Origin of the sequence: Streptomyces sp. NPDC051219, from assembly GCF_040682335.1 — a bacterium.
GTDB lineage: Bacteria > Actinomycetota > Actinomycetes > Streptomycetales > Streptomycetaceae > Streptomyces.
This window is the reverse complement of the sequence record NZ_JBFBAS010000005.1, coordinates 167,458-192,376: the sequence shown is the minus strand read 5'-3', so window position 1 is coordinate 192,376 and position 24,919 is coordinate 167,458. Positions and strand designations below refer to the sequence as shown.

The following is a 24,919-nucleotide window of genomic DNA, read 5'->3' as shown; positions in this document are numbered from 1 at the left end:
CCATCCGGCGCAACTACGGTGAGCTGCTGCGCTACTGTGGCGCGGCCACCGCGGACGCGGCCTGTTTGATGAGGTCGGTTACTGCGGCCGGTTGTGACACGTAGATGGAATGGCTGCCCGCGACCTCGACGGTGGTCGAGCCGACTCGCCCGGACATGGTGCGCTGCGCGGGCGGAGGAATCATCTTGTCGTCGGTAGCGACCATGTACCAGCTTGGCTTGGCCCGCCAGGCGGGCTCGGTGACCTGCTCGCCGAGGGCGTCCACGCCCCAGGGGACCTGCGAGTCGGCCATGAACGCGGCCAGGTCGGCGGGCAGGTCACCGGCGAACGATGCGGGGAATTTGTCCCGGTCCAGAAACAGGAAGCCGTCCCTGGGCGGCAGGATCGGCGGTCCGGGCACGTCGGTCGGGAAACCGGCGAGGAGCGTGCTGACCGACTCGCCCGCGTCCGGTACGAACGCCGCGATGTAGACCAGGGCCGCCACGTTCGGGTCGGTTCCCGCTTCGGTGATGACCGCGCCGCCATAGGAGTGACCGACCAGCACGACCGGGCCGTCATGCGCGTCGATGATCAGCCGTGCCATGGCGGCGTCGCCCTGCAGCGACAGGGTGGGGTTCTGCACCACGGCGACGTGGTAGCCGTCGCGGGTGAGCAGGTCGTACACCGCCCGCCAGCCGGACCCGTCCACGAATCCGCCGTGTACCAAAACGATTGTGGGCTTGTCAGCCATGGACGCTGCCCTTTCAGTGGAGCCAGGGGTGTCTGACTCACCAAGCAGACCTCAGCCCGGTGGCCACCGCACGCCGGGCCCACCTTGCAGGTGACCCCAGGGGACTACACCTGATTCGTTTGGCTGAGTATGTGAACCCGGACTTCTCCCGCACGACTTCCCGGAAGGCCGAGGCGTGGAACCGCACCTCGTGCGAGTCGGCAGGTCAGGATTTCTTGCGGCATGTGCGCCGAGACAACCGCCTCGGGATTTCCCGAATGCATCGATCCGCGCCTGGTGAGGCACTGGGTCTCATCAGGCATGATCGAAGAGCTGTACGTCATATCTCGAATATTCGTGTCTTGACAGGAGCGACTGCGCCCTGTGCGGAATGCGGGGCCGTTCATCGCATCCCGCCGAGCCGGGAGCTACGTCCGCGGCGTGCCGTACCAGCGCCACTTGGTCAGGCGCGGGCGCCCCGGCAGTGCGGTGCGTCCGGTCGCCCACAACAGGGTGGGCCAGGGGTCCGTGGTCCCGGGTGCGTCCGGAAACAGCCGTGCGAGGACCCGCGAGCACAGGTCGGCGGGCGGGTCCCAGGGAAGCCCCAGGCCCTCGGCCAGGTCGTGCGTGTGAACCAGGGTCTCCACGACCCCCATCGCGGCGAAGCCTTCCGGATCCGACACCCCGTGGCTGTGGTAAGCGCGGACCTGCGGCGGCGTCGTACGCACCATCGCGACCAGCAGCGCGCCGCTCGCCTCCAGTACCTGCAGCAGTCCGGCGGACCCTGCCGCCCGGTCCGCGTGGATGGCGTTCGCGGGGCCGCCCGGTCTCCGGCTCTCCCAGACGAAGGGGACTTCACCGTTCAACGGCGGTCTCCTCGGTCCCAGTTGCGCGGCGTAAGCGAAGAGGTCGTCGCTGAGGTGCTCGACGGTCTCCCAGCAGTCCCACTCCAGCGTGCCCGCCATGCTGCTCCAGGACGCCGCGGGCGCCTTCCGGAGCGTGGCGACCGCGAGTTGGACGGCTTGGCCGAGGTCCTCCGCAGTGACAGGCAACGCTTCGGCTTCTATTGATCCATGCATGGCAAGCACCGTAGTGCGGCGACGGGAGGGAGGGCGAGCGTTCAGCCCACCCACCGGTAGCGGCGTTCCGGGCGGCCCGTACCGCCGTACCGGAGCGTCACCTCCGCGCGGCCCGTGTCCGCGAAGAACTCCAGGTAGCGGCGCGCGCTGACGCGCGACAGTGCTCCTGCCTCCGCGCACTCCGAAGCCGACAGGCCTCCCGCGTGAGCGCGAAGGGTGCGCTCCACAAGCTCCGCCGTGTGTGCCGCGAGCCCTTTCGGAAGCTCGCGCGAGCCGGGCGGACGGGTGCCGAAGATCTGGTCCACGTCCGCCTGGCGTGCATCGCCCAGGGTGGCCAGGCGCGCGCGCAGGGAGGCCACGTGGCGCAGCTGTTCCTGCAAGGCCGCCTGGTTGAACGGCTTGATCAGATAGTGCAGGGCCCCGGCCCGCAGGGCCGCCCGGATGACCCCGGCGTCGCGCGCCGCCGTGATGAACAGTGCGTCGGCACTGGGCCTGCCCTCCCGCTCCTCCGCCGCGCGCACTTCGCGCAGTACGTCGATCCCCGTCATATCGGGCAGATAGACGTCCAGGAGTACGAGGTCGGGGCGCAGGCCGGCCGCCGCGCGCAGCGCTTCGGCGCCGCTGTGGGCCACCCCGACGACCGTGAACCCGTCCGTCGCGGACACATAACGGCTGTGCAGCCTGGCGACCATGAAGTCGTCATCCACGACCAGCACCTTTGTCACGGCGACAGGCTAAGCCGCGACCACAACGACCACAACGTCCGTTGATTCCGGAAGGGAGACAGCTTCTTAACACGCAGGCAACATGTGGGCCACCTCACACAGACTCCCGTACGAACAGGTGGTGGCACACGTGCGTCTGCGCACTCCCCTCGCCCTGCTCGGGGCGGCGCTGCTCGTGCTCGTCGGCCCACCGCTGCTCACCACAGGCAGCGGCGCCGGCACCGGCACGCAGATCCCCGGCCTGCGCTTCATGGTTCCCAACAGTCCGGGCGGCGGATACGACATCACGGCCCGTACCGCCGCCAAGAACGCCGAGGACGCCGGCCTCAGCCACAACATCGAGGTGTTCAACCTGCCGGGCGCCGGCGGCACCGTCGGGCTCACCCGGCTCGTCGGCGAGCACGGCAACGGCAAACTCGCCATGTCCATGGGGCTCGGCGTCGTCGGCGCCGTCCACACCAACAAGGCCCCGAAGAGCCTGTCCGACACCACCCCCATCGCCCGGCTCACCGAAGAGCAGGACATCGTGGTCGTCTCCAAGGACTCCCCGTACCGGACCATCGGGCAGTTGCTCGACGCGTGGAAGAAGAACCCCGGCAAACTGCCGGTCGGCGGAGGGTCCTCACCCGGCGGGCCCGACCACCTCGCCCCCATGCTGATGGCCCAGGCGGCCGGGATCGCCCCCAAATCCGTCAACTACATCCCCTTCGACGGCGGCGGCGAGCTGCTCGCCTCGATCCTCGGCAACAAGGTCGCCTTCGGCGTATCGGGCGTAGGCGAGTACCTCGACCAGATCAGGTCGGGAGAGCTGAGACTGCTCGCCGTCACCGGCCCCGAGCGGGTACCCGGCCTCGCAGCACCGACCCTCCGCGAGGCCGGACTCGACACGGAGTTCACCAACTGGCGTGGCATCGTCGCCCCGCCCGGACTCTCCGGTGCGGAACGGGACAAGCTCATCGCCCTGGCCGAAGAGCTGCACGACTCCCCGCAGTGGCAGGAGTCGATGAAGAAGAACGGCTGGGACGACGCCTTCCTGACCGGGGACGCATTCCGCGACTTCCTGGCGGACCAGGACAAGCGCGTGGACACGGTACTGAAGGAGCTGGGGCTGTGACGACCGACGTGAAAACCCGCGCCACGCGCCGCACGTCATGGCTGCGCGAGCACTCCGAACTCGGCGTCGGCGTCATGCTGCTGGCGCTCGGTGTCCTCGTCCTCACCGACGCGCTCACCATGGACGTCGACATCGCCCAGCGCGGACCGGTCGGACCGAAGACCGTTCCCGTCGTCGTGGGCGTCGCGCTCCTGCTCGTGGCCGCACTGCTCACCGTCGACGTCCTGCGCGGCGGTCGCGGCGAGGCCGAGGGCGGCGAGGACATCGACCTCACCGAACCGAGCGACTGGCGGACCGTGCTGCTGCTCGCCGGAGTCTTCCTCGGCAACGCCGTCCTCATCGGACCGCTCGGCTTCCCGATCTCCGGCGCGTTGCTCTTCTGGGGCTCGGCGTACGCCCTCGGCAGCCGCCAAGTCGACCGCGACCCGCTCATCGCGGCCGGGCTCTCCCTGCTCACCTACGTCGTCTTCAACAACCTGCTCGGTGTCCCGCTCCCCGGCGGCCCGCTGATGGGAGCGCTGTGACATGGATTCGTTGAACTCCCTGCTCGACGGCTTCGGTACCGCCCTCACCCCGATGAACCTGCTCTGGGCGGCGATCGGCGTTCTGCTCGGCACGGCGATCGGTGTACTGCCCGGCATCGGCCCCGCCATGGCGGTGGCCCTGCTGTTGCCGGTCACCTACGGACTCGAACCCACCGGCGCGTTCATCATGTTCGCCGGGATCTACTACGGCGCCATGTTCGGCGGCTCCACCACCTCCATCCTCCTCAACACCCCCGGCGAGAGCGCGGCCGTCGTCGCCGCCATCGAAGGCAATCCGATGGCCCGCGCCGGGCGCGGAGCGCAGGCCCTCGCGGCCGCCGCCATCGGCCACTTCGCGGGCGGCATGATCGGCACCGTCCTGCTGGTCGCCCTCGCCCCCACCGTTGCCTCGCTCGCCGTCGGCATCGGAGCGCCCGACTACTTCGCCATCATGGTGCTGGCCTTCATCGCCGTCACCTCCGTGCTCGGGTCCTCGCGCATCCGCGGGGCCGCGTCCCTGCTCATCGGCCTGACCATCGGTCTGGTCGGGCTCGACCAGATGACCGGACAGCAGCGCCTTACGTTCGGCTCCCTCCAGCTCGCCGACGGCATAGACGTCGTGATCGTCGCGGTGGGTCTGTTCGCGATAGGCGAGGCCTTGTGGGTCGCCGCCCATCTGCGCCGCTCGACGGGCGAGGCGATCCCGGTCGGCCGTCCCTGGCTCGCCAAGTCCGACGTCCGGCGCACCTGGAAGTCCTGGCTGCGCGGTCCGGTCATAGGCTTCCCGTTCGGCGCGATCCCGGCCGGCGGCGCGGAGATCCCCACCTTTCTCTCCTACGTCACGGAGAAGCGGCTCTCCAAGCACAGGGAGGAGTTCGGCAAGGGGGCCATCGAGGGGGTCGCGGGCCCCGAGTCCGCTGCGTCCGCCTCGGCCGCCGGGACGCTGGTGTCCATGCTGACGCTCGGCCTGCCGACCACCGCGGTCGCGGCCGTGATGCTCGCCGCCTTCCAGCAGTACGGAATCCAGCCCGGTCCGCTGCTCTTCGAGCGCGAACCCGACCTGGTGTGGGGCCTCATCGCATCCCTCTTCGTCGGCATGGTGCTGCTGCTGGCCCTGAACCTGCCGCTGGCCCCCCTGTGGGCGAAGCTGTTGCGGATCCCGCGGCCCTACCTGTACGCGGGCATCCTCTTCTTCGCGGCGGTCGGCGCGTATGCCGTCGGCGGCGAGGCCCTGGACCTGGTGATCCTGCTGGCCATCGGCCTGGTGGGGTTCGGGATGCGCCGGTACGGCCTGCCGGTGCTGCCGGCCGTCATCGGCGTCATCCTCGGCCCGGCCGCCGAACAGCAGCTGCGGCGAGCGCTGCAGATCAGCGACGGCAGCGTGACGGGCCTGGTCGACACCCCCTTCTCGGTGACCGTCTACGCGGTGATCCTGGTCCTGCTGGCCTGGCCCTGGCTGAAGAAACTGGTCCTGCGCCGCCGTAACGTGTCGGCATGACCGACGACATCCGCCCTGCCACCGCAGCAGACGTGCCCGCCGTGAAGGCCGTGACCGACGCGGCCTATCACCCCTACATCGAACGGATCGGGATCCGTCCGGTCCCGATGGAGGCGGAACACAGCTCGAACGTGGCGGCGGGGCGGGTGTTCGTCACCGGTGACCCCGTGGTCGGCCTGGTCGTCCTTGTCCCGCACGACGACCACCTCTTCCTGGACAGCATCGCGGTCCACCCCGACGCCCATGGCACCGGGGTGGGCCGCCGGCTTCTGCGCTTCGCCGACGCCTACGCCCTGGCGCTGGGCCTGCCCGAGATCCAGCTGTATACGAACGCGCTGATGTGGGAGAACCAGAAGATCTACCCCCGGTACGGCTACGAGGTCGTCGAGCGCCGGGTCGACGGTCCCTACGACCGCATCCACTACCGGAAGCGGCTCCGCCCTGCCCCGCCCCAGCGTCACACCGAGGTCGTCGACGTACATCTGATCCTGCGCCGGGGCGACGAGGTGCTGCTCGCGCGCCGTGCCAACACCGGCTACGCGGACGGGCTGTTGCACAGCCCGGCGGGCCATGTCGAGGACGGCGAGGACGTTCTCGAGGCGGTGATCCGTGAGGCACGGGAGGAGACCGGCCTCGAACTGACCCCGGACGACCTGCGCGTCGCCCTGGTGATGCACCACCGCGCGCCCGGCGAGACGCCCAGGACCGGCTGGTTCTTCGAGGCCGGGTACGGGACGGGCGGGGAGCCGTACAACCGCGAGCCGCACAAGTGCTCCGAACTGGTCTGGCACCCGCTGGCCGCGCTGCCGGACGACATGGTGGCGTACTGCCGTGCGGGGCTCGACGCCTACCGGACCGGTGACCGGTTCGTCGTGCACTGGCGCGAGGACGGGGACACCGTCGCGTACGACCCGGAGCGGGAGAGCCGGGCCAGGGTGATCTGAGCGGATCGACCTGCGGCGTATCTTTCGCCCCGTCCGGGTGCGCCCCGCCACCTCCGCTTCAGGCGAGCAGCCGGTCGAAACCGGTCCCCCGCGCCAGGAGTTCGAGGGTGTCGAGGGCACGTCGGGCCTGTGCCGCCGCCTGCGGGTCGCGGGCGGCCAGGCCGCTCGCCTCGAACTCGTCCTCGTCCAGGCGCAGAACGGCGGACCCGTCCGCCGAGACCCACAGGTCGAGGTCCAGGTCCTCGACCACCAGCTCGTCGCCGCGGACGACGGCGGGCCGGGTCACGTCGCAGTACCAGCCCTTCAGCATTCCGTCCCCCGAGCGGACCTCCTTGAGCGCGTACCAGCGATCCCGCCAGAAGTGCTCGGTGAACACATCGCCCGGCTCGAACCGGACGAAGCCGAAGTCCCGGGTGCCCTCGGCCGCCCACGGAGCGCGGACCGTGATGCGGTCCCCGTCGTCCGCGATCACGGTCGCCGGGTAGCGGATCTTCGTGCGACCGCCCTTGACCAGCGCGACGGTCAGCGCGGTCATGAGCTGCCCTCGCCCAGTTGCTTGACGTGCCGGACCTCGGTCGCCGAGATCTCGTAGCCGAACCACTTGTTGACCGCGAGCATGGGACCGTTGTCCGCGTCGTTGCCGGTGAACGCCTCCGTGTAGCCGGCCGCCCTGGCCCGGTGCAGGGAGGCGTTCTTGGCGAGCTTGGCCAGGCCCCGCCCGCGGAAGGCACGGCGGGTGCCGGTCATGGCCGACGAGTAGCGGGTCAGACCGTCGGTCTCCGCGGCGCTGAACGCCGCGACCTCGCCGTCCACCACCACGACCGTTGTCAGTTCGCGGTCCAGGGACGGGTTGTTCCAGGTGTGGTTGAGCCAGTCCGCGTAGTCCGTGAACTCCGCGCCCACGTCGCTCGGCTCGTCCATGGTGGTCTCCGCGTCGGCCTCGAAGAGCGGTCGCGGGTCGTCGGCGAAGTCCGCGGCCGTACGCAGCTCGGTCCCCGCCGGCAGCTCGGCCTGTGGCGGCAGCGTGCCGTTCGCGAGGTCCAGCCGCAGGAAGTGGGCCGGGCGGCTCGGCCGGTAGCCGCGGCGCTCGGCGAAGGCGCGGAACGGGGGCTCGTCCAGTACCCAGGAGTAGACGGCGGTGGCTCCAGCGGCAGCGAGGTAATCCTCGGCCTTACGCAGGATCAGTGAGCCCGCACCCCGGCCCCGGCGCTCCGGGCGGACGTACGGGTTGACGAAGGACTGGCCCGGCTCGGCGCTGTCGTACGCGATGCCCACCTGCGCCGTTCCGATCACCTCGCCGTCCTCCTCTGCGACCAGGATCCGGAAGCGTTTGGCCGGGTTGGCGCTCGCGAGCTCGAAGGCGATGCCGTCGGGTGTGGTCACCATGAAGGGGAGCGCGGCGCGGCGTACCCGTACGACCCCGTCGGCGTCGTCGGGGCGGAAATCGCGGACGATCACAGTCATGAGGCAGCACGCTACGCGCGGGCGGGCAACGGCCGCCTCTCATTTTTCTCCGGACGGCGTTCCGCCCGGCGGTGGGGGAGAATCGGGCCGTGACCTTGAAGATCTCCATTGATCCCGCTGTCGGGACCGCTCCGTACGAGCAACTGCGTGCCCAGATCGCCGGGCAGGCCCGCTCCGGCCGGCTTCCCGTCGGCTACAAGCTGCCGACCGTACGGGGGCTGGCCGAGGACCTCGGGCTCGCTGCCAACACCGTGGCCAAGGCGTACCGCGCGCTGGAGGCCGACGGCGTGATCGAGACACGCGGCCGGAACGGCACGTTCGTCGCGGCCGCGGGCGATGCGGCCGAGCGGGAGGCGGCGGCCGCGGCGCAGGCGTACGCGGAGCGGGTCCGGCGGCTGGGCCTCGACAAGGCCATGGCCCTGGCCGCGGTCGAGGACGCGCTGCGTGCGGCCTATGCGAAGTGAGCCGTATCACCGGCAAATGGATTACCGCGCCCGCGGAATCACATGTACAGGCCCGCGTCCGCGGTCGGGTGCTGGGAGGGGACCGAGGCCGGCCCGCTGCCCCGGCGCAGGGCGTACAGCTCGGCCAGGGTCGCGCCGTCGCGGCCGAGGCCCTCGTCCGTGCCGAGCCAGTCGACCGCTTCCCGGTGCGTCAGCGAGCCGACCTGGATCCGGGCCAGGCAGCGGCCCGGGCGGACGACCGCGGGGTGGAGGCGTTCCAGGTCCTCGTTCGTCGTGACACCCACCAGGACATTGCGGCCCTGGCCGAGCAGCCCGTCCGTGAGGTTCAGCAGCCGGGACAGGGCCTGGCCGGCCGTGTGCTTGGCCTCGCCACGGATGAGTTCGTCGCAGTCCTCCAACAGCAGCAGCCGCCAGCGGCCCTTCGCCGTACCGTCGTCCTCGCCGATCGCGATGTCCATCAGGTAGCCGACGTCGTTGAACAGCCGTTCGGGGTCGAGTACGCAGTCGACCTGGCACCAGTCCCGCCACGAGCGCGCCAGCGTCCGCAGTGCCGAGGTCTTGCCGGTCCCGGGAGGGCCGTGCAGCAGGAGCAGCCGGCCGGCGATGTCGTCGGGGGTGACCTTCATCAGCCGGTCCATCGCCTCGGCCACCGGCGCGGTGTAGTTGGGCCGGACCTCGGCCCAGGTGCCTGCCGCGATCTGCCGGGTGGTGCGGTGCGGGCCGCGGCGCGGCGAGACGTACCAGAAGCCCATCGTCACGTTCTCGGGCTGCGGTTCGGGCTCGTCCTGTGCCCCGTCGGTGGCCTGCTTCAGCACCGTCTCGGCCAGGATGTCGCTGACGGCGGTCACCGTCACATCGGCACCACGGTTCCAGCGCGAGACGAGCAGGGTCCAGCCCTCACCCTCGGCGAGGGTGGCGCTGCGGTCGTCGTCGCGCGCCGACCGCAGCACCTTCGCCGCCGGCGGCAGCAGAGTCGCGCCGGACTTGACCCGCTCGAGCGAGGAGCTGTGGGAGTACGGTTGCTCGCCCGTCGCGAAGCGGCCGAGAAACAGCGCGTCGACGACATCGGACGGTGAATCACTGTCGTCGACGTTGAGCCGGATCGGCAGAGCCTCATGAGGGTTGGCGGACATGGCGCCCATGATCCGGCACGGCAAGGTCCTTCGCACCCAGGTTTCGCCGGATCACCGATCGGGCCGCCGGCCGGCCTGCAGCGCCCGGCGCACCCCCCGGACGAGGGCGTACCCCTTGGTGAGGGCCCGGTCGCGGGCGAAGTCCCGGGCGATTGCCCGGCCCTCGACCAGACGCTCGAACTCCTCGATCCCCGTACGGCGCCGCACCGTCAGCCGCTCCAGCGCGTACGGGCCCTGGCGGCGCCGCGCGAGAGCGTTGCCCACCGCGAGCGACTGCATGTACCCGGCGGCGCGCACGGTACGCCGGACCCGCCGGGTCGAGTAGCCGTACGGGAACGCGAAGGACACCGGCGGCTCCCCGAGTTGTCCGGCGATCGCCTCCGTACAGTGCCGAACCTCGAAGCCGAGCTGGTCGTCCGCGAGTTGGTCCAGCTGTGGATGGGTGTGGCTGTGACCCCCGATCTCGCTGCCGGCCGCGGCGATTTCGCGCACCTGGTCCCAGTCGAGCATGGTGTCGAGTGCGCCCCCGCAGTCGTCCGGGCCGCGGAGCCAGCCGGTGGAGACGAAGACGGTCGAGGCGAATCCGTGCTTGGTGAGGACGGGGAGGGCGTGCCGGTGCACACCCTCGTAGCCGTCGTCGAAGGTGATCAGCACGGGCCGCCGCGGCAGCGCTCCGCGGCAACGCCAGGCGGCGGCCAGTTGTGCTGTGGTCAGCGGGGTGAAGCCCCGGTCGCCGAGCAGGTCCATCTGCTCGGCGAACGCCTCCGGGGTGACCGAGAGCCCGTGGGTCGCGGCCGCCGGAGTGTGGGCGACCGCGTGGTACATCAGGATCGGCACCGGACCGGCGCTGCCCGTGCCTCTCCCGCTTCCCGTGCTCCCCGTGCTTCTCTCCTTCGCGTGGTTGCCCGCGTCGCCTGCCGTGTTCACGCGGCGCCCTCCTCGAACCCCGCCCGCCGCGAGTCGCATCCGTCCGGCGGGTCGATGGGCGCGGCCTTGAAGGTGGTACCTCCCCGGCGGGCGCGGACGCTGCCGAGTACGTATCCGCCCGCCGCGGCCGCGACCCCGGCGACGATGGCACCGGCACGCCCAGCGCCGCCGGGGCGGCCGAGCAGCGCGTCGCGCAGCCCGCGCCCCACACCTGCGGGCAGTACCCGGGTGGTGTAGCGGCGCTCCGACTCGAGCCCCTTGTCCGCACCCACACTGCGGGCCACCAGCGCCTTCGACAGACCTTCCGCATAAGCCCGGGTGCGGAAGTAACCGAACCGCTCCCGCGCAGCCGGCACCTTGTGATGGATGACCGCCCGGTCGTCGATCAGCAGCAACGCGTGCGGCAGCGCCCTGGTGAGCCGTATGCACAGTTCGGTCTCCTCGCAGCCCAGCGGCCGCTTGTCGCCGTCCCGTCCGATGCCCGTCGCGAAGCCTCCGGCCGCGTCGAAGGCCACCCTGCGGAAGGAGGCATTCCCGCCGAGTACGTTACGGACGCGCACCTTGCCCTCCGGCAGCCCCCGGTACGTACACCCGACGATCCAGTCGAACTCCTCCGGGAACCAGGCCGGCCTGCGGCGCGAGGCCCAGACCGGCACGGTCCGCCCGCCGACCGCCATCACACGGGGATCGTCGTACGCGGCGGCGAAGTGGTGCAGCCACTCGCGCTCGGCGACCGCGTCGTCGTCGAGGAACGCCAGGATCGAGCCCCTGGCGGATGCGATACCGGTGTTGCGGCCCGCGGAGAGGCCGCGGGGGCCCGAGTTGGCGAGCACCCGCACCGTGCCGGCCGCCGTGCTGTCCTTGTACTGGTTGCCGAGCCGCTCCAGGAGGGCCGGATTGTGGTCCACCACGAGCAGCGTCTCGAGCGCGGGCAGCGACTGGTGCCGCACCGAGGAGACCGCCGCGAGGATGTCGTCCCAGCGCTCCTCGGTGTAGACGCAGATCACCACCGAGATGTCCGCCTGGTTCAAGACACCTCTCCCCGGCCCGTGTTGAGGGTGAGGGGCGGAGTGAGCCGCCTGCGCCGGCGGATTCCCTGCTCCTCGAGGATGACCTTGAGAACCCGCAGGCCGTCACGCACGGCGCGCAGATTGCTGACGCCGTGGATCCGCAGGTACTCGTGGCTGGGGATCTCCTGCACCTTGAGCCCTGCCTTGACGATGCGGATGTTCATCAGGGTCTCGACCTCGAACCCGGTGCAGTCCAGTGAGATCTTGTCGAGGCAGTGGCGCCAGAAGGCGTTGTAGCCGTAGCAGAGATCGGTGTAGCGGGCGCCGAACTTGGCGTTGACCACGGCACACAGGGCCCGGTTGCCCAGCTTGCGGACCAGCGTCATGTCGTCCGTACCGCCGCCGTTGGCGAATCGGGAGCCCTTGGCGAAGTCGGCTCCGCCGACCAGAGCCGACACGTAGGAGACGATCTCGCCGCCGTCCGCCGAACCGTCCGCGTCGACCATCACGATGATGTCGCCCGTGCAGGCGGCGAATCCGCTGATCAGCGCGTCGCCCTTGCCTTTTCCACGCTGTTTGACGATTTTGACGCCCGGCCAGAGATCTCTCGCGACCTGGACGGTGTCGTCCGTCGAATTCCCGTCGACGAGGACGACTTCATGAATCCATTCGGGCAGGGTCTTGAATACGTAGGGAAGATTCTCCGCCTCGTTCATTGCGGGGATCACCACACTCACCGGTGGCGCTATGGCGAGGTGGGAGGAGACCGGGCGGTACTGGCCGTGTATTCGGCCGGCTCCGGTCTCGGCGGAGTTGCCGTTCCACGACGGCAGCGTTAACGGATCTTGCCCCGGAACTGCAGGGCGAAGGAATGAGCTCATGAGTCTTTTCCCTCTCGTCCGGTGGACTGCCCGCCCCCGGGCAGTCCGGATGAGTGTCCGGTTCGAAAGGGGGGTTCTCACTGCGGCCATGACGGCACGGCACACCGTACTGGCTGAGTGAGCTGGCAAAACTGGCCGTGCCGGCCCGCGACTTGGCACAAGTCGGTGACCGAGTACGGCACCCCCCTACCGCGCCCCGCCCCGGGTCCCATCGCGACGCTAGAGCCCTCCCCTGAGCCGCTGTGCATGATGGTCCGATGCGGGTGGATGCATGACGGTATTGATGATTGAGACTGTATGGCAAGACCTGCATTGAGGTCTCACGTTTCTGTGTTTTTGACCCTTCTTTCGTGGGCGCGGAGAATCGCCGGAAGGAAGAGGAGAGCGCTGACCGCGGCGACTGACGCAATACCGGCGCCGACCGACCGGGTGTTCATGGCCGACATCACTTGAGCGATCAGCAGATTGACCGTCACTGCCCCTGCTGTCGACGCCACCAGACGGGCCGGCAGTTCCATTGCGGACAATGCCGAACCGATTGCGGTGGCGGGCATCGTGATCAGAAAGAAGAGCGCGAACGGAGCGCGCAGCAGCGATTCGCTGTCGTTGACCGCGAGGACGGCGCCGACCCCTCCGACGGCTGCCGCCGCGCCCGCGAGCACGGGCAGGACGCCATGCCCTGCTGGCCCCGACTTGCCACTGATCGTCTGCATTGGCGGCTTTGCCCCCCGACGCGCCTGATGCCGGGCTTCAATGTCGCGCAGGAGATGAGGGGTCGTCAAGATGTGAACAGCATGTGCAGGAGCACTGGAGGCGCACAGGTCGCATGACGGTCTGTCATGCCGGTGTCACGCAAGGGAAATGCGGGCACACGCATCGTCTGTTTTGGCATGGACACTTCCCGAAGCGCATGGGTCTTGGTACGACAGATGTGGCAGAGATCCTGCTAAGGGAGGTTCCATGAAACTGTCCCGATTCGCGGCTTTCTCATCCTCACTCCTCCTCGCCGTCGCCGGAGCCCTGACCGGGTCCGGCGCGGCGCACGCCGCTCAACAGGCCGCTCCCGGGCCTTATGTGGCGCTCGGTGACTCGTATTCCTCGGGTCTCGGCGCCGGCGGCTACGACAGTGCGAGCGGCAACTGCAAGCGCACCACGCGGGCCTATCCGGCTCGTTGGGCAGCCGCCCAATCACCCTCCAGCTTCCACTTCACCGCTTGCTCCGGCGCTCGAACGGGTGATGTTCTCGCCGGTCAACTCGGCCCCCTCAACGCCGCCACCGACCTCGTCAGCATCACCGTCGGCGGCAACGACGCCGGCTTCTCCGACGTCATGACCACGTGCGTACTGCAGTCCGAGACCAACTGCATCAACCGCGTCAACGAAGCCCGCCGGTACGTCGACACGACGCTGCCCGGTCAGCTCGACCAGGTCTACTCGGCGATCCGGTCCAAGGCACCCGCGGCCCAGGTCGTCGTCCTCGGATACCCGCGCTTCTACAAGCTCAGCGGCACCTGCGTGGCCGGGCTCAGCGAAAAGGAACGCTCCGCCATCAACAACGCCGCCGACCACCTCAACAGCGCCACCGCCAAGCGCGCCGCCGACCACGGCTTCACCTTCGGCGACGTCGTCCCCACCTTCACCGGCCACGAGATCTGCTCCGGCAGTGCGTGGCTGCACAGTGTGAACTGGCTCAACATCGCCGAGTCCTACCACCCCACCTCAGCCGGACAGTCGGGCGGATACCTGCCCGTCCTCACGGCTGTGGCGTGACCGTATCCGGCGAATAGGAGGAGGCCCCGCCCGTCGGGGTCTCCTCCTCACATGTCACCGAGAACTCCACAGTGCCCGACCGTGCTTCGACCGGCTGCCCGGCCTCCACCCAGATCTCGTCGCGGTGCACCTCGCCCTGCTTGTACGTCAGCTCCGTGTGGTTCACCTGCTGCGTCCTGCCACCGCCCGCGGCGAAGGTGAGCGTCTTCCAGCCGCCCCCGGACGTCTCACCGCTCCTTTTCACCCAGCGGTACTCCACCGTGGCAGGGGTACGGCCCACCGTGATCGTGGCGGTGAAGGCCGGTGCCTCCGCCTCCGGTGGCGGACAGGCGCCCGAGAAGCTGCCGCGCACGGTCTGGAGATGGATCTCCACGGTCTGCTCGGGTGGCGGGCTGGACGTATGGCCGCCGCCGTCCGTCGTGGTGCCGTTGCCGCTGGGGGTTCCGCTCGCGCCGCCCGGCTCACCCGAGTCGCTCGGTGTGCCGACGCCCGGACTTCCGGTGTCACCGCCACCCGACGCGCCACCCGTCGTACCGCCCGGACTCCTTGTCGTGCCCCCGTTGTCGCCGTCGCCGCCCATGCCGTTGATCAGTACCCAAGCGATACCGCCGACCGCGAGGAGGAGCGCGAGGACACCGGCCGCCAGGACCACGGCAGCCCGCCGAGGGCGGTCCTGTGCGGCGGTACTGGTGGTGTTCGTGGTCGCCGGGCCGCCCGCGGACGGCAGGGGCGAGGGGAGCCGGGGCGTGGCCGGCGGGGTCGCCGACGTGACCGTCGGCCCGTACGGACCGGGGGAGGGCGGCACATCTGCCCGGGGGGCGCCACCGGCACCGACGACCCGCAGCATCCGCTCGGCATCGTCGGCATGCAGCCGGTCCGCCGGGTCCTTGCGCAGCAGCCCCTCGAGTACCGGAGTGAGGGGCCCCGCCCGGCGCGGCGGCGGAAGTTCTTCGTCGACCACGGCCCGCAGCGTGCTCAGGGGGGTGTCCTGGCGGAACGGCGAACTGCCCTCCACCGCCGCGTACAGCAGCACGCCGAGCGACCACAGATCGGACTCGGGGCCCGGCCTGCGACCCAACGCGCGCTCGGGAGCGAGGAATTCCGGTGAGCCGACCACCTCGCCCGTCATGGTGAGCGCGGAGCTGCCCTCCACCGTCGCGATGCCGAAGTCGGTCAGCACCACCCGCCCGTCGTTGGAGATCAGTACATTGCCGGGCTTGACGTCCCGGTGCAGTACGCCCGCCTCGTGCGCGGCGCGCAGCGCGGCGAGGACCTCGGCGCCGATGTGCGCGGCGCGCTGAGGCGGCATGGGTCCCTCCCCCTCCAGCACCTCGGAGAGGGAGAGCCCGCGCACCAGCTCCATCACGATCCAGGGACGGCCGTCCTCGCTCGCCACGTCGTAGACGGTGACCACGTTGCGGTGCGAGATACGGGCCGTGGCCCACGCCTCGCGCTCCAGCCGGGCGTACATCCGCTGCTCGTCCGAGGCCGGCAGACCGGCCGGGGCGCGGACCTCCTTGACGGCGACCTCGCGGCCCAGCACCTCGTCACGGGCCCGCCAGACGACACCCATGCCGCCCTGGCCCAGTGGGGTGATCAGCCGGTACCGGCCCGCCACCACACGCTCATTGCCCGGCACTCCGCTCACAGGCGAGCCCCCAATCCGCAACAGCGTGATTACCCCAAGTTAGCTCAACCAAGAGCGGTTGCCGCCCCCCTGAGCGCCAAACCGCACCCGAGAACCAGCACGACGAACGCGGTGCCGAGCGGAGCCAGGCGGTGAGCGACCGAGAACACGCGCCCCTCGCGGCGCTTGCGCTCGGTGAGACGCCGGGTGGCGCGGGCGCCGAGGCGCACGACGGCGAACCCGGCGGCGGAGAGGGTGAGGGCGAGACCGGCGCCGTAGGCGAGCACGAGCAGGAAGCCGAACCAGGCCCGTCCCAGGGCCGCGGCCCCGACGAGCACGACGACGGCGGAAGGACTGGGCACGAGCCCACCGGCGAACCCGAGCAGAACGGTGCCGCGAAGCCCGGCGCGACGGCGGTCGTGGCTGTGGGCGTGGTCGTGGTCATGGCTGGGTGCCCCGTGCGTGTGGCTGTGCCCGCCGTGTCCGTGGGTGTGGCTGTGCCCCCCGTGTCCGTGGGTGTGGCCGTGTGCACCGCCCCGGTTCTTCCAGGCTCGCCGTACCAGCACCCCGCCCGCGCCCGCCACCAGCGCGCCGCTGGCCACGCCCAGCCAGGCGACCACCGACGGCGCCGCCGCCGAGCCCGCCGCGATGAGTGCGCCCAGGGCGAATACCCCTAGAGTGTGCGTGACCGTCACCGAGGCACCCAGGGCGAGGACGTCTCGCAGGGAGTTCCGCCCGCCGGCCGCTGCGGCCGCCGCCATCAGCGTCTTGCCGTGGCCGGGCGCGAGCGCGTGCATCGCGCCGAGCAGCAGCGCGGCCCCCAGGGCGAGGACGGCGAATCCGGCGGTCAGGTCGTGCCGGTCCACCAGGCCGGTCAGTGCCTGTGTCCAGCGGTCCGCGCCCCGCGGGAGTATTGAGGCCGGGGCCGTTCCCGTCTCCTGCGCCACCAGTGCGGGGCCGCCCGGGGAGACCGAAAGTCCGGCCGTCCTGCGGTCGGGCGGTGAGGAGAGCTGCTCCTCCGGGTACCGGTCCAGTCGCCCTGAGATCGACGACCGCGGTACGTCGGACTCCGCCAGGGTCATCCGGTCGCCGAGCGCGGTGATCTCCCGCCAGCCCGGGACCTGGTCGTCCGCCGTCCGGAATCCGACCGTGTGCCGGCCGTCCGGCAGGGCGGCGGCCAGCCGGCACTCCACGCGGAGCGTCGGCAGTCCCGCCTGACCGGGGCGCACCTGTGCACTGCCCGCGCCCGGCGTGAGCGCGATGCCGCGCCGGTCCACCGTGAGCCGGCTGTCACGCGCGGCGGTCCGGCACCGCTCACCGGCCCAGACGGACAGCTCGGCCGGGGACATCTGCTTGTCCCCGTTCCGGTCGATCCGCGAGCGCGCCTGGGCGGCCGGAATCTCCGCCAGGTCCTCGACATGGTCGACCGTCAGCCTGCCGGGCGCGACGACCAGCCCGTCGTACCGGTTGACCGTGAAGTTCCCCAGCGGGTGCGCGGCGGCTGTTCCCGCGGGCATAACCGCGAGCGCGGCCGCGGCCACGAGGACCGCGGCGCCGACGGCGCGGGTGCGCCACCTCATGACGCTCCCAGCGACTTGAGCGCGGCACGGGCCGCACGCGAACCGGTGGGGGAGAAGGCGGGGTTGATGTCCAGGGCCGCGGTGAGTGAGCGGAGCGCGGCCCGCTTCTCGCCCGCCGCCCGCTCGATCATGCCCCGGTGGTAGAGGAACACCGCGTTGCGGCTGCCGGCCGGCGCGGACCGCTCGACGTACCGGAGCGCCTCAGCCGAACGGCCGTTGACGTGCAGCGCCCAGGCCAGGGCGTCGGCGGTGTGGACGGTGTGCCGCTTGCCCCACTCGGCGCGAGCGGAGCGCAGCGCCTCGGTCCGGTCGCCGTGGTCGGCCAGAGCGAGAGCGGTGTCCAGGTCGGTGTTCACGCCATTGGCACGGGCGAGCGCCGTCCACGCGCCGATCAGTTCGTACTGGGCGCGCGCGTCGGCGGTACGCCCCTCCGCCTCGTACAGCTCACCCAGCGCCACGAGTTGGCCCGGCAGCGGGTGCCGGGCCACCACCGCCTCCAGCCCCTTCCGGGCGGCCTCCGTGTCGCCGCGCGCCGCCTGGGTGCGGGCCCTGCCCTCCAGGGCGGGCAGGTGGCCGGGGTCGGCGCGCAGGGCGGTCGTGAAGTGCCGCAGAGCCGTGTCGTACTGACCCTGGCTCCAGTCGAGTTGCCCGAGTGCCGACGCCACGTACGCCGTGTCTGCGGAGGACGCGGCCGAGTCGAGGGCCCGTGTGAGCACGCCCCGAGCCCCCTTCGTGTCGCCTCGCAGCTCCAGAACATATGCGTAACGCGTGAAGACGGGAATGCCCGGACGGCGGCTGTCGGCCTCCTTGGCGGCGGCCAAGGCCTTGGGATAGCTCCCCAGTTCGACCAGGGCGTCAATCCGCGAGGAAAGCGCGCGTTCGCTGTACGGATTGACCGCCAGCGCCCGCCCGGCATCGCGCAGCGCTCCACGGAAGTCGTGCCTCGCGGCGGCGAGCGCCGCACGTCCCGCGAAGGCCGCGTCGTTGTCGCGCGGCTGAATTCCCAGCGAGCGGGCGAAGGCCTTGGCGGCCTGCGGGTAGCGGGTCGGATCACCGCCGGTCCTGGCCTGCTCGACATAGGCGGTGCCCAGCGTGGCCCACGCGCCGGCGTCCTCGGGCTGCGACCGCAGATGCGCCTGGAGGTCCCTGACACCCCGGGCCAAGTCGCCGGCGCCGAGCCGGTCGAGCGGGGCGTCGGCCGCCGGCGCCGTGCGCGCGGCGGGCGGAGCGGGGTCGGGCCCGCCGACGGCGAGGGCGGTCGCGGTGAGCGCGAGCGCTGTCGCCCCCGCGAGGAGGAACACCCCTCCTGCCCGCGCCTTCCTGTTGGAGCCGCCCGACCCGCCCTCGTTCGTTCGTGGTTCCCCTCGCAGGGACATGCAACCGCCCTTTCCGTTCGCGCGTTCGTGCGTTCCTGCCTTCGTGACCTCGTTCGGCGGGGGCCGGCCCTCCGGCCGGCCCCCTACGAGCCGGTCAGTAGGGCAGGTTCCTGCGACGGTTCCGCCACCACGTGAGTCCGAGTCCGACCAGCAGGACGCCGGCCGCTGCCGCGCCGGCCGATGCGAGCAGCACCGTGCTGCTGTCGTCGGCGCTGGAACCGGCCACGGCCGCGCCCCCGTTGATCAGGTTGCGTCCTGACCCCTGAGCCCCGTCCTGCTTCGCCACCGGGCCGCGGGAACCGGCGGTCGGGAGCGCGACATAGGGGAAGCTCCGGTCGAACTTCTGGTCGTTCTCGTTCACCGCGTCGCCCAGATCGTTCTTCTTGCCCAGCAGCTCGCCCTCCACGACCTGGAGTGCGATGTCCACGACGTCGTCCGTCAGCCGACGCCCGTTGGGGAAGCCGGCGTTGTCGCCGTCCAGCACACCCAGTCGCTTGGGCTCGCCGGCGGGCGGGATGGCGGTGTTGAGCCGCAGGACCTCGGCGGGCTTGACGTGCGGCGGCTTGTTGAGCTCGTCAACACCGGTCAGAAAGACGGAGACCAGGTCGTCACGTGGCTCGGCGGGGGCCTCGATCTTGTAGATGGCCTCGATCAGCTTGGGCAGTTCCGGGTTCGTGACGGACTGCAGGAAGTCGCCGTCGTTCCAAGGAGCGGACGCGTTGAACTTGTCCTTGTCCTTCATCGGCAGGACGACCTCGTTGACCAGCGGCATGCCGAGTCGCGACACCTGCGTGAAGTCGCCCTGGGCGTTCCTGCGCTGGGTCGTCGACCAGATGCCGACGACGGGCTGCGCCTCCGAGTGGCGGATGTGCTCGGTCGGCACCTGAAGGGCGATGGTGTTGACGTTGTAGCCGCTCAGGGTGTCGCGGCCGACCTCCGAGAGGTCCGCGCCGTACAGCAGGTCGAAGACCCGCAGGTCGAGGAAGAACGGATCGTCGGCCTGACCCGCGAACGCCGTTGCTCCGCTGGGCAGTTCACGTACCGCTTGGTCGCGCAGGTCCCGGTAGTCCGGCATGGACGCCTTGCCCACATTGGAGGGGGCGACCGGCAGGTCGTCGGCGATCTTCGTGGTGGACATCACATGCTGGTTCTTCAGCCTCAGCAGATCGATGTCGTAGGTCTGGGTGACGTTGAGGTCCGGGTCGTCGAGAGCGGTGACCGGGCCGGTGTTGAACAGGAACGTGTCGCCGTTCTTCACGTGGTCCTTGAACGTCCACCGGTAGAGCAGGTCGCCCTGGGCGTCGCCGTCACTGTCGACGTGCACGTCGTACTGGGCGTCGTCGGCGAACTTGAAGAAGTTCGGCCCGCCGGCCGGCTCCTCGAACGGCAGCCAGTTGGCGACGATCGTCGTCGTGTCTGCTTTGTCGGGGCTGACAAACGCGTATACGTCCGTGTTGTCATACTGCGGCTGGCCCGAGATCAGCGGAGCCTCCCGGTGGCTGGAGGCGCGGGCGGCCTCCGGTTCGAGGGTGGCCACGCCGGCGGCTACGAGCCCTCCGGTGGCCAGCGCACCACAGGTGAGCGCGGCGATACTCCTGAGCCCCGGTCGCCGCCTGGGTATGGCTGTCATCCCGTACGTCCTTCGCGCGAGTGCTGATCGTGCTCCGATGACCGGCATTCGGTGCCGGCGGCCGGGTGGATTGGTCGCACGTGCGATCAATTCCGCAGAGCCTTGCGCGGATGGCTGAGCACTGTCCAACTCGCCCTGGAATACGTTAGATTCGGGGAGTAGTCGTCAACTTCCGTACAGAGGTGGTCAATCGCGTGACCGGGATACACGGGTGTGACGTCGGGGCGATAGGGTTAACCTGCCCGGGCCGGGTGCCCTCGTACGGGTGGGGAGTGACATGGAACAAATAGCTATGCGCAGCAGGCCGCGTGTGCCTGCTGTCACGTGTGGGAGCAGCGCGACCAGTTCGCGGCTCGACCGCCATCTCGCGGTGCTGGGCGGCCCAGCCGTTCCCCAGCGCGAGGCGGCCGAGGCGACACTGCTGATGCAGGAGCTCACCACGCGCGACATCGCGCACACCCGCCGGAGCAAGAGTGCGCGCGTCTCGCTCTTCGCCCCGCTGCGGCGCCTGCGCCGTTCGCTGTTCGGCAGCCGCGGCTGACCTGCTCCGCGTAGGCCGCAGAGGCCGCGCACGAATGCGTACGACTGCGTACGGAGAACTCCGTACGCACATCGCGCTCAGGCGACCACGCCGTCCCGGCGCAGCGCTGCGATCTGCGCGTCCGTCATCCCCAGGGCGTGCAGCAGCGCGTCGGTGTGCTCGCCGAGCGCGGGAATCGCGCCCATACGAGGAGCCGGGCCGCCCGGCAGTCCGATCGGTGGCAGCATCGCCCGCAGCGGCCCGGCCGGTGACTCCACTTCCCGCCAGCGGTCCTGGGCCGCGAGCTGCGGATGCGCGGCCAGATCGGCGACCGAGTTCAACCGGGCGCAGGCGATACCCGCGGCCTCCAGCCGGATGATGGCGTCTTCCGTGTTCATGCTGACCAGCGCCTGCGCCACCACCGAGTCGGTCTTCTCGCGGTTCGCGGTACGGGCGGCATTGCTGGCGAACATCGGGTCGTCCGCCAACTCGGGTGCGGAAAGCACCTGTTCGGTGAGCCGGCGCCACTCCCGGTCGTTCTGCACCGAGAGCAGAACCTGCCCGCCGTCGCTGGTCGGATAGGCGTCGTACGGCGCGATGACGGCGTGCGCCACCCCGGTGCGCGCCGGTGGTTCACCACCGTGCATCACATGGTGCAGTGGGTGGCCCATCCACTCGGCGAGGGAGTCCAGCATGGAGATCTCGACCGGCCCGCCGAGGCCGGTGACCCCTCGCCGCAGCAGAGCGGCCAGCACCCCCGAGAACGCGTACATCGCGGCGGCGATGTCGGCCGCCGGGATGCCGGCCTTCACCGGCTGCTCCGGCGTCCCGGTCACCGACACCAGGCCCGCCTCGCACTGGACGAGCATGTCGTACGCGCGTTTGTGGGCGTAGGGTCCACCGGCTCCGTAACCGGAGACGTCCACCGCGATCAGCCGGGGGTGGCGCGCACACAGCGTCGCGGCGTCCAGGCCGAGCCGGGCGGCCGCGCCCTGCGCCAGGTTCTGCACGAACACGTCCGCTTCGGCGACGAGTCGGTGGACCACCTCGAGGCCGCGGGGATCCTTGAGATCGACGGCGAGGGACTCCTTGCCACGGTTGGCCCAGACGAAGTGCGAGGCCAGTCCGCGTGCGGCCGTGTCGTAGCCGCGGGCGAAGTCCCCGCCGTCGCGGCGCTCGACCTTGATGACCCGGGCGCCGAGATCGGCGAGCTGGCGGGTCGCGAAGGGGGCGGACACCGCCTGCTCGACGGCGACAACGGTGATCCCGTCGAGGGGGAGGGGCTGCGGCCTGTGCTGGGTGCTCATGACAGCCGTACCTATCGTGTACAGGGCACCTTTGTCACCCCCGGCGGTGCCTGGACCCCTTCAGCGTCCGCCCCGCGCGTACCGACGGGCCGCCAGGGGGACGAACACGGCCAGCAGCACCACTGACCAGCAGACCGCCCCGGCCACCGGATGGGTGATCGGCCAGGCCGCGCCCGGCGCCGCCTGGGCTCCCGAGTTGCCGAACAGTTCGCGGACGGCCGTGGCGACCGCGCTGATCGGGTTCCACTCGGCGATCGCGCGCAGCCAGTCCGGCAGGTTGTCCGTCGGAATGTACGCACCGGACAGCAACGGCAGGATGAAGGTCGCGCTGCCGAGCTGGCCGGCCGCCTCCTCGTTCCGCACGAGCATCCCGAGGTACGCGCCGACCCAGGAGCTCGCGAACCGGAAGAGGAGCAGCAGCCCGAAGGCGCCGAGAGCGTCGAGCGCCCCGCCCTCGATCCGCCAGCCCACCGCGAGGCCCACCAGGATCAGCGGGACCATCCCGGCGGCGGTCGTCAGGAGATCGGCGGCGGTCTGCCCGAGCGGAACCGCCGCCCGGCTCATCGGCAGCGTACGGAAGCGGTCCATCACGCCGCGGTCGGCGTCCTGCGCCGCCTGGAACATCCCGGTCATGATGCCGTTCGCGGCGGTCGCGGCCAGCAGTCCCGGCACCAGGAAGGCGCGGTACTCCTGGCCCGGCACGGCCAGTGCGCTGCCGAAGACATAGCCGAAGAACAGCAGCATGGTGATCGGCATGGTCTGGGTGAGGATCAGCACGCCGGGGGCGTGCCGGATGCGCTGCAGATGGCGGCCGAGCACCGCGGTCCCGTCGTACACGATGGTGCTCATGCCTCACACTCCTCGATCCTTGCGGAGCCGGCCGTGCCGACGCGGTAGGTCGGGCGGTCGGTCAGGCGGAGGAAGACCTCGTCGAGTGTCGGAGGGCGCAGGCTCGCGTCGACCACCGGCACTCCGGCCGCATCGAGTTCGCGGACGATACGGGGGAGGGCGAGCGCGGGGTCGGCCGCGACGGCCCCCACGGTGCGGCGCTCGTGGTCGAGGACCGGTTCGGAGCCGGTGAGCTGGTCGAGGACACCGGCGGCCGGGATCAGCGCGGACACGTCCGCGACCACCACCTCCGCGTACGAGCCGATCCGCGCCTTGAGGCCGGCCGGGGTGCCGGTGACCGCGGCCCGGCCCCGGTCGATCAGTACGATGTCGTCGGCCAGTTGGTCGGCTTCCTCCAGGTACTGGGTGGTGAGCAGCACGGTCGTGCCCTCGCCGGTGAGCTCGCGCACCGCCGTCCAGATCTGGTTGCGGCTCTGCGGGTCGAGGCCGGTGGTCGGCTCGTCGAGGAAGAGCACCGCGGGCCGGGTGAGCAGGCTGCTCGCGAGGTCCAGGCGGCGCCGCATACCGCCGGAGTAGGTGCGGGCCGGACGATCGGCGGCGTCGGTCAGCTCGAAGCGTTCAAGGAGTTCATCGGCGCGCGTCCGGCCCGCAGCACCCCTGAGCCGGAGCAACTTGGCGAACAGCCGCAGATTCTCGCGCCCGGTCAGATCGCCGTCGACCGAGGCGTACTGGCCGGTGACGCCGATGCTCCGGCGCACGGCGGCCGCCTCCCGGACCACCTCGTGGCCGGCGACCCGGGCCGTGCCCGCGTCGGGGGTGGTGAGCGTGGTCAGGATCCGGACAGCGGTGGTCTTGCCCGCGCCGTTCGGCCCGAGCACTCCGCAGACCGTCCCCTGGGCGACCGCGAGATCGAGCCCGCGCAGGGCGTGCACCTGTCCGTAGCGCTTCTGAAGACCTTCACTAAGTACGGCGTACGTAGTTGGCATGGCTGCACCGTACCGCACTACGTACGGCGTACGTAACTAGGATGGTGGGCGAGGTGATGGATCGATGACAGCCGACGGGCGTTCCGCGGTACCCGAGGTGATCTGGGCACGCCCGGAACGGGCTGGGCGTGGTCCCCGGCCCGCCTACAGCCGGGCCGACATCGCCGCGGCGGCGGTGCGCATCGCCGACGCGGACGGTCTCGACGCCGTCTCCATGCGGCGGGTCGCCGCCGAGATCGGCTGCGGCACGATGTCGCTGTACAACTACGTGCCCCGCAAGGAAGACCTGTACGAGCTGATGTTCGACGCCGCCAGCGGCGAGTACGAGCTGCCCGAGGAGCCGTCCGGCGACTGGCGGGCGGACATGCTCGCGCTCACGCGGCAGACCCGCGCGCTCATGCACCGGCACCCGTGGATGCCCCGCCTGATGTCCCCGGTGTACGGCTTCAGCCCCAACGCGCTGCGCTACCTCGAGTACTGCCTCGCCTGCCTGGACGGCCTCGACGTCACCTTCGGGACGAAGATGGAACTCGTCGCGATGCTCAACGGCATGGTGACGACCTTCGTGAGCAACGAACTGGCCACCGCCGAACGCGGCCGGTCGCTGCCCTGGACGGAGCAACAGGACCAGGCGGTGCGCGGCGCGTACCTGATGCGCGAGGTCAGGACCGGCAAATACCCGCGCATGGCCGCCGCGTTCGCCGAGGACTCCGGGCCGATCGACCTGGACGCGGTCTTCGAGCGGGCGCTCGGACGACTGCTCGACTGCTTCAAGCGCGAAGGCGCGGGCCCCTGACTCCGC

The 24,919-nt window shown here is 70.7% G+C and carries 24 protein-coding genes and 2 pseudogenes; 9 read left to right on the top strand and 17 right to left on the bottom strand.

Going from position 1 to position 24,919, the window contains the following annotated elements; genetic code table 11:
• Nucleotides 1-31: 31 nt before the first annotated feature.
• The 3 genes from AB0M62_RS09200 to AB0M62_RS09190 form a co-directional block, all read right to left on the bottom strand.
• On the bottom strand, nt 32-730 hold the full coding sequence (locus AB0M62_RS09200) for an alpha/beta hydrolase (protein ID WP_366073476.1): 699 nt from the start codon (nt 728-730) through the stop codon (nt 32-34).
• Nucleotides 731-1,137: 407 nt separating this feature from the next.
• Nucleotides 1,138-1,788 carry a hypothetical protein gene (locus tag AB0M62_RS09195; RefSeq protein WP_366073475.1) on the bottom strand — a complete coding sequence of 217 codons (651 nt, stop codon included), beginning with the start codon at nt 1,786-1,788 and terminating at the stop codon, nt 1,138-1,140.
• A gap of 41 nt (nt 1,789-1,829) precedes the next feature.
• The gene (locus AB0M62_RS09190) at nt 1,830-2,513 is read right to left on the bottom strand and encodes a response regulator (RefSeq protein WP_366073474.1); all 684 of its coding nucleotides are present in this window, start codon (nt 2,511-2,513) and stop codon (nt 1,830-1,832) included.
• A 130-nt stretch (nt 2,514-2,643) separates the two neighbouring features.
• Between AB0M62_RS09190 and AB0M62_RS09185 the strand changes: the two genes are divergently transcribed.
• The 5 genes and pseudogenes from AB0M62_RS09185 to AB0M62_RS09165 all read left to right on the top strand — a co-directional run.
• Nucleotides 2,644-3,627, top strand: coding sequence for a tripartite tricarboxylate transporter substrate binding protein (locus AB0M62_RS09185; RefSeq protein WP_366073552.1), 984 nt, complete (start codon nt 2,644-2,646; stop codon nt 3,625-3,627).
• Nucleotides 3,624-4,151, top strand: coding sequence for a tripartite tricarboxylate transporter TctB family protein (locus AB0M62_RS09180; protein ID WP_366073473.1), 528 nt, complete (start codon nt 3,624-3,626; stop codon nt 4,149-4,151). Before AB0M62_RS09185 ends, AB0M62_RS09180 begins: the two co-directional genes overlap by 4 nt.
• A 1-nt stretch (nt 4,152) precedes the next feature.
• Complete coding sequence (locus tag AB0M62_RS09175; protein ID WP_366073472.1) at nt 4,153-5,649, top strand: tripartite tricarboxylate transporter permease; 1,497 nt, start codon at nt 4,153-4,155, stop codon at nt 5,647-5,649.
• Nucleotides 5,646-6,086: pseudogene (locus tag AB0M62_RS09170) on the top strand (GNAT family N-acetyltransferase); the annotation flags it as partial. The gene AB0M62_RS09175 and the pseudogene AB0M62_RS09170, both read left to right, overlap by 4 nt.
• Before the next feature lie 9 nt (nt 6,087-6,095).
• Nucleotides 6,096-6,593 (top strand): annotated as a pseudogene (locus tag AB0M62_RS09165) (NUDIX domain-containing protein); the annotation flags it as partial.
• Between the two features lie 58 nt (nt 6,594-6,651).
• On the opposite strand, the gene AB0M62_RS09160 reads toward AB0M62_RS09165, so the two are convergent.
• On the bottom strand, nt 6,652-7,128 hold the full coding sequence (locus AB0M62_RS09160) for a DUF402 domain-containing protein (protein WP_366073471.1): 477 nt from the start codon (nt 7,126-7,128) through the stop codon (nt 6,652-6,654).
• On the bottom strand, nt 7,125-8,057 hold the full coding sequence (locus AB0M62_RS09155; protein WP_366073470.1) for a GNAT family N-acetyltransferase: 933 nt from the start codon (nt 8,055-8,057) through the stop codon (nt 7,125-7,127). The genes AB0M62_RS09160 and AB0M62_RS09155 overlap by 4 nt, the downstream gene beginning before the upstream one ends.
• A gap of 89 nt (nt 8,058-8,146) precedes the next feature.
• On the opposite strand from AB0M62_RS09155, the gene AB0M62_RS09150 reads away from it, so the two are divergent.
• The gene (locus AB0M62_RS09150; protein ID WP_366073469.1) at nt 8,147-8,521 is read left to right on the top strand and encodes a GntR family transcriptional regulator; all 375 of its coding nucleotides are present in this window, start codon (nt 8,147-8,149) and stop codon (nt 8,519-8,521) included.
• 38 nt (nt 8,522-8,559) lie between these two features.
• Here the strand turns inward: AB0M62_RS09150 and AB0M62_RS09145 are convergent, their stop codons facing one another.
• From AB0M62_RS09145 to AB0M62_RS09125, 5 genes are all read right to left on the bottom strand, one after another.
• Entirely contained in the window at nt 8,560-9,654 is a 1,095-nt protein-coding gene (locus tag AB0M62_RS09145; RefSeq protein ID WP_366073468.1) for a DUF5925 domain-containing protein, read from the bottom strand.
• 51 nt (nt 9,655-9,705) lie between these two features.
• On the bottom strand, nt 9,706-10,479 hold the full coding sequence (locus tag AB0M62_RS09140; RefSeq protein ID WP_366073551.1) for a polysaccharide deacetylase family protein: 774 nt from the start codon (nt 10,477-10,479) through the stop codon (nt 9,706-9,708).
• A gap of 98 nt (nt 10,480-10,577) precedes the next feature.
• Nucleotides 10,578-11,612: a glycosyltransferase family 2 protein gene (locus AB0M62_RS09135; protein WP_366073467.1), complete on the bottom strand. Its 1,035-nt coding sequence runs from the start codon at nt 11,610-11,612 to the stop codon at nt 10,578-10,580.
• Nucleotides 11,609-12,472 carry a glycosyltransferase family 2 protein gene (locus AB0M62_RS09130; RefSeq protein ID WP_366073466.1) on the bottom strand — a complete coding sequence of 288 codons (864 nt, stop codon included), beginning with the start codon at nt 12,470-12,472 and terminating at the stop codon, nt 11,609-11,611. Before AB0M62_RS09130 ends, AB0M62_RS09135 begins: the two co-directional genes overlap by 4 nt.
• A 320-nt stretch (nt 12,473-12,792) precedes the next feature.
• Nucleotides 12,793-13,185: a hypothetical protein gene (locus AB0M62_RS09125; RefSeq protein ID WP_366073465.1), complete on the bottom strand. Its 393-nt coding sequence runs from the start codon at nt 13,183-13,185 to the stop codon at nt 12,793-12,795.
• Nucleotides 13,186-13,432: 247 nt separating this feature from the next.
• Here AB0M62_RS09125 and AB0M62_RS09120 point away from each other — a divergent pair, with 247 nt between their 5' ends.
• A complete protein-coding gene (locus AB0M62_RS09120) occupies nt 13,433-14,242 on the top strand; it encodes an SGNH/GDSL hydrolase family protein (protein WP_366073464.1) in 810 nt (269 codons plus the stop codon).
• Here AB0M62_RS09120 and AB0M62_RS09115 read toward each other — a convergent pair.
• The 4 genes from AB0M62_RS09115 to AB0M62_RS09100 form a co-directional block, all read right to left on the bottom strand.
• Entirely contained in the window at nt 14,226-15,815 is a 1,590-nt protein-coding gene (locus AB0M62_RS09115; protein ID WP_366073550.1) for a serine/threonine-protein kinase, read from the bottom strand. The genes AB0M62_RS09120 and AB0M62_RS09115 overlap by 17 nt on opposite strands.
• Nucleotides 15,816-15,934: 119 nt before the next feature.
• Entirely contained in the window at nt 15,935-17,449 is a 1,515-nt protein-coding gene (locus AB0M62_RS09110) for a sulfite exporter TauE/SafE family protein (protein WP_366073463.1), read from the bottom strand.
• Nucleotides 17,446-18,825 (bottom strand): tetratricopeptide repeat protein, encoded by a 1,380-nt coding sequence (locus AB0M62_RS09105; RefSeq protein ID WP_366073462.1) that lies wholly within the window; start codon nt 18,823-18,825, stop codon nt 17,446-17,448. Before AB0M62_RS09105 ends, AB0M62_RS09110 begins: the two co-directional genes overlap by 4 nt.
• Nucleotides 18,826-18,919: 94 nt before the next feature.
• Complete coding sequence (locus tag AB0M62_RS09100) at nt 18,920-20,455, bottom strand: DUF4331 domain-containing protein (protein WP_366073461.1); 1,536 nt, start codon at nt 20,453-20,455, stop codon at nt 18,920-18,922.
• 277 nt (nt 20,456-20,732) lie between these two features.
• On the opposite strand from AB0M62_RS09100, the gene AB0M62_RS09095 reads away from it, so the two are divergent.
• The gene (locus AB0M62_RS09095; protein ID WP_366073460.1) at nt 20,733-20,996 is read left to right on the top strand and encodes a hypothetical protein; all 264 of its coding nucleotides are present in this window, start codon (nt 20,733-20,735) and stop codon (nt 20,994-20,996) included.
• 77 nt (nt 20,997-21,073) lie between these two features.
• On the opposite strand, the gene AB0M62_RS09090 is transcribed toward AB0M62_RS09095, so the two are convergent.
• From AB0M62_RS09090 to AB0M62_RS09080, 3 genes are read right to left on the bottom strand one after another with little or no spacing between them, the layout of a single operon-like run.
• Entirely contained in the window at nt 21,074-22,282 is a 1,209-nt protein-coding gene (locus tag AB0M62_RS09090; protein WP_366073459.1) for a CaiB/BaiF CoA-transferase family protein, read from the bottom strand.
• 60 nt (nt 22,283-22,342) lie between these two features.
• Entirely contained in the window at nt 22,343-23,131 is a 789-nt protein-coding gene (locus tag AB0M62_RS09085) for an ABC transporter permease (RefSeq protein ID WP_366073458.1), read from the bottom strand.
• Nucleotides 23,128-24,117 carry an ATP-binding cassette domain-containing protein gene (locus tag AB0M62_RS09080; protein ID WP_366073457.1) on the bottom strand — a complete coding sequence of 330 codons (990 nt, stop codon included), beginning with the start codon at nt 24,115-24,117 and terminating at the stop codon, nt 23,128-23,130. The genes AB0M62_RS09085 and AB0M62_RS09080 overlap by 4 nt, the downstream gene beginning before the upstream one ends.
• 64 nt (nt 24,118-24,181) lie before the next feature.
• Here AB0M62_RS09080 and AB0M62_RS09075 point away from each other — a divergent pair, with 64 nt between their 5' ends.
• A complete protein-coding gene (locus tag AB0M62_RS09075; RefSeq protein WP_366073456.1) occupies nt 24,182-24,913 on the top strand; it encodes a TetR/AcrR family transcriptional regulator in 732 nt (243 codons plus the stop codon).
• Nucleotides 24,914-24,919: the final 6 nt, after the last annotated feature.

What these genes read in the sequence shown, in the direction of transcription:
- AB0M62_RS09090 (WP_366073459.1), bottom strand. Translation starts at nt 22,282, where the DNA reads ATGAGCACCCAGCACAGGCCGCAGCCCCTCCCCCTCGACGGGATCACC.
- AB0M62_RS09105 (WP_366073462.1), bottom strand. Translation starts at nt 18,825, where the DNA reads ATGTCCCTGCGAGGGGAACCACGAACGAACGAGGGCGGGTCGGGCGGC.
- AB0M62_RS09080 (WP_366073457.1), bottom strand. Translation starts at nt 24,117, where the DNA reads ATGCCAACTACGTACGCCGTACTTAGTGAAGGTCTTCAGAAGCGCTAC.
- AB0M62_RS09110 (WP_366073463.1), bottom strand. Translation starts at nt 17,449, where the DNA reads ATGAGGTGGCGCACCCGCGCCGTCGGCGCCGCGGTCCTCGTGGCCGCG.
- AB0M62_RS09075 (WP_366073456.1), top strand. Translation starts at nt 24,182, where the DNA reads ATGACAGCCGACGGGCGTTCCGCGGTACCCGAGGTGATCTGGGCACGC.
- AB0M62_RS09125 (WP_366073465.1), bottom strand. Translation starts at nt 13,185, where the DNA reads ATGCAGACGATCAGTGGCAAGTCGGGGCCAGCAGGGCATGGCGTCCTG.
- AB0M62_RS09100 (WP_366073461.1), bottom strand. Translation starts at nt 20,455, where the DNA reads ATGACAGCCATACCCAGGCGGCGACCGGGGCTCAGGAGTATCGCCGCG.
- AB0M62_RS09195 (WP_366073475.1), bottom strand. Translation starts at nt 1,788, where the DNA reads ATGCATGGATCAATAGAAGCCGAAGCGTTGCCTGTCACTGCGGAGGAC.
- AB0M62_RS09145 (WP_366073468.1), bottom strand. Translation starts at nt 9,654, where the DNA reads ATGTCCGCCAACCCTCATGAGGCTCTGCCGATCCGGCTCAACGTCGAC.
- AB0M62_RS09160 (WP_366073471.1), bottom strand. Translation starts at nt 7,128, where the DNA reads ATGACCGCGCTGACCGTCGCGCTGGTCAAGGGCGGTCGCACGAAGATC.
- AB0M62_RS09200 (WP_366073476.1), bottom strand. Translation starts at nt 730, where the DNA reads ATGGCTGACAAGCCCACAATCGTTTTGGTACACGGCGGATTCGTGGAC.
- AB0M62_RS09115 (WP_366073550.1), bottom strand. Translation starts at nt 15,815, where the DNA reads ATGGGTGTCGTCTGGCGGGCCCGTGACGAGGTGCTGGGCCGCGAGGTC.
- AB0M62_RS09140 (WP_366073551.1), bottom strand. Translation starts at nt 10,479, where the DNA reads ATGTACCACGCGGTCGCCCACACTCCGGCGGCCGCGACCCACGGGCTC.
- AB0M62_RS09155 (WP_366073470.1), bottom strand. Translation starts at nt 8,057, where the DNA reads ATGACTGTGATCGTCCGCGATTTCCGCCCCGACGACGCCGACGGGGTC.
- AB0M62_RS09130 (WP_366073466.1), bottom strand. Translation starts at nt 12,472, where the DNA reads ATGAGCTCATTCCTTCGCCCTGCAGTTCCGGGGCAAGATCCGTTAACG.
- AB0M62_RS09175 (WP_366073472.1), top strand. Translation starts at nt 4,153, where the DNA reads ATGGATTCGTTGAACTCCCTGCTCGACGGCTTCGGTACCGCCCTCACC.
- AB0M62_RS09095 (WP_366073460.1), top strand. Translation starts at nt 20,733, where the DNA reads ATGGAACAAATAGCTATGCGCAGCAGGCCGCGTGTGCCTGCTGTCACG.
- AB0M62_RS09120 (WP_366073464.1), top strand. Translation starts at nt 13,433, where the DNA reads ATGAAACTGTCCCGATTCGCGGCTTTCTCATCCTCACTCCTCCTCGCC.
- AB0M62_RS09085 (WP_366073458.1), bottom strand. Translation starts at nt 23,131, where the DNA reads ATGAGCACCATCGTGTACGACGGGACCGCGGTGCTCGGCCGCCATCTG.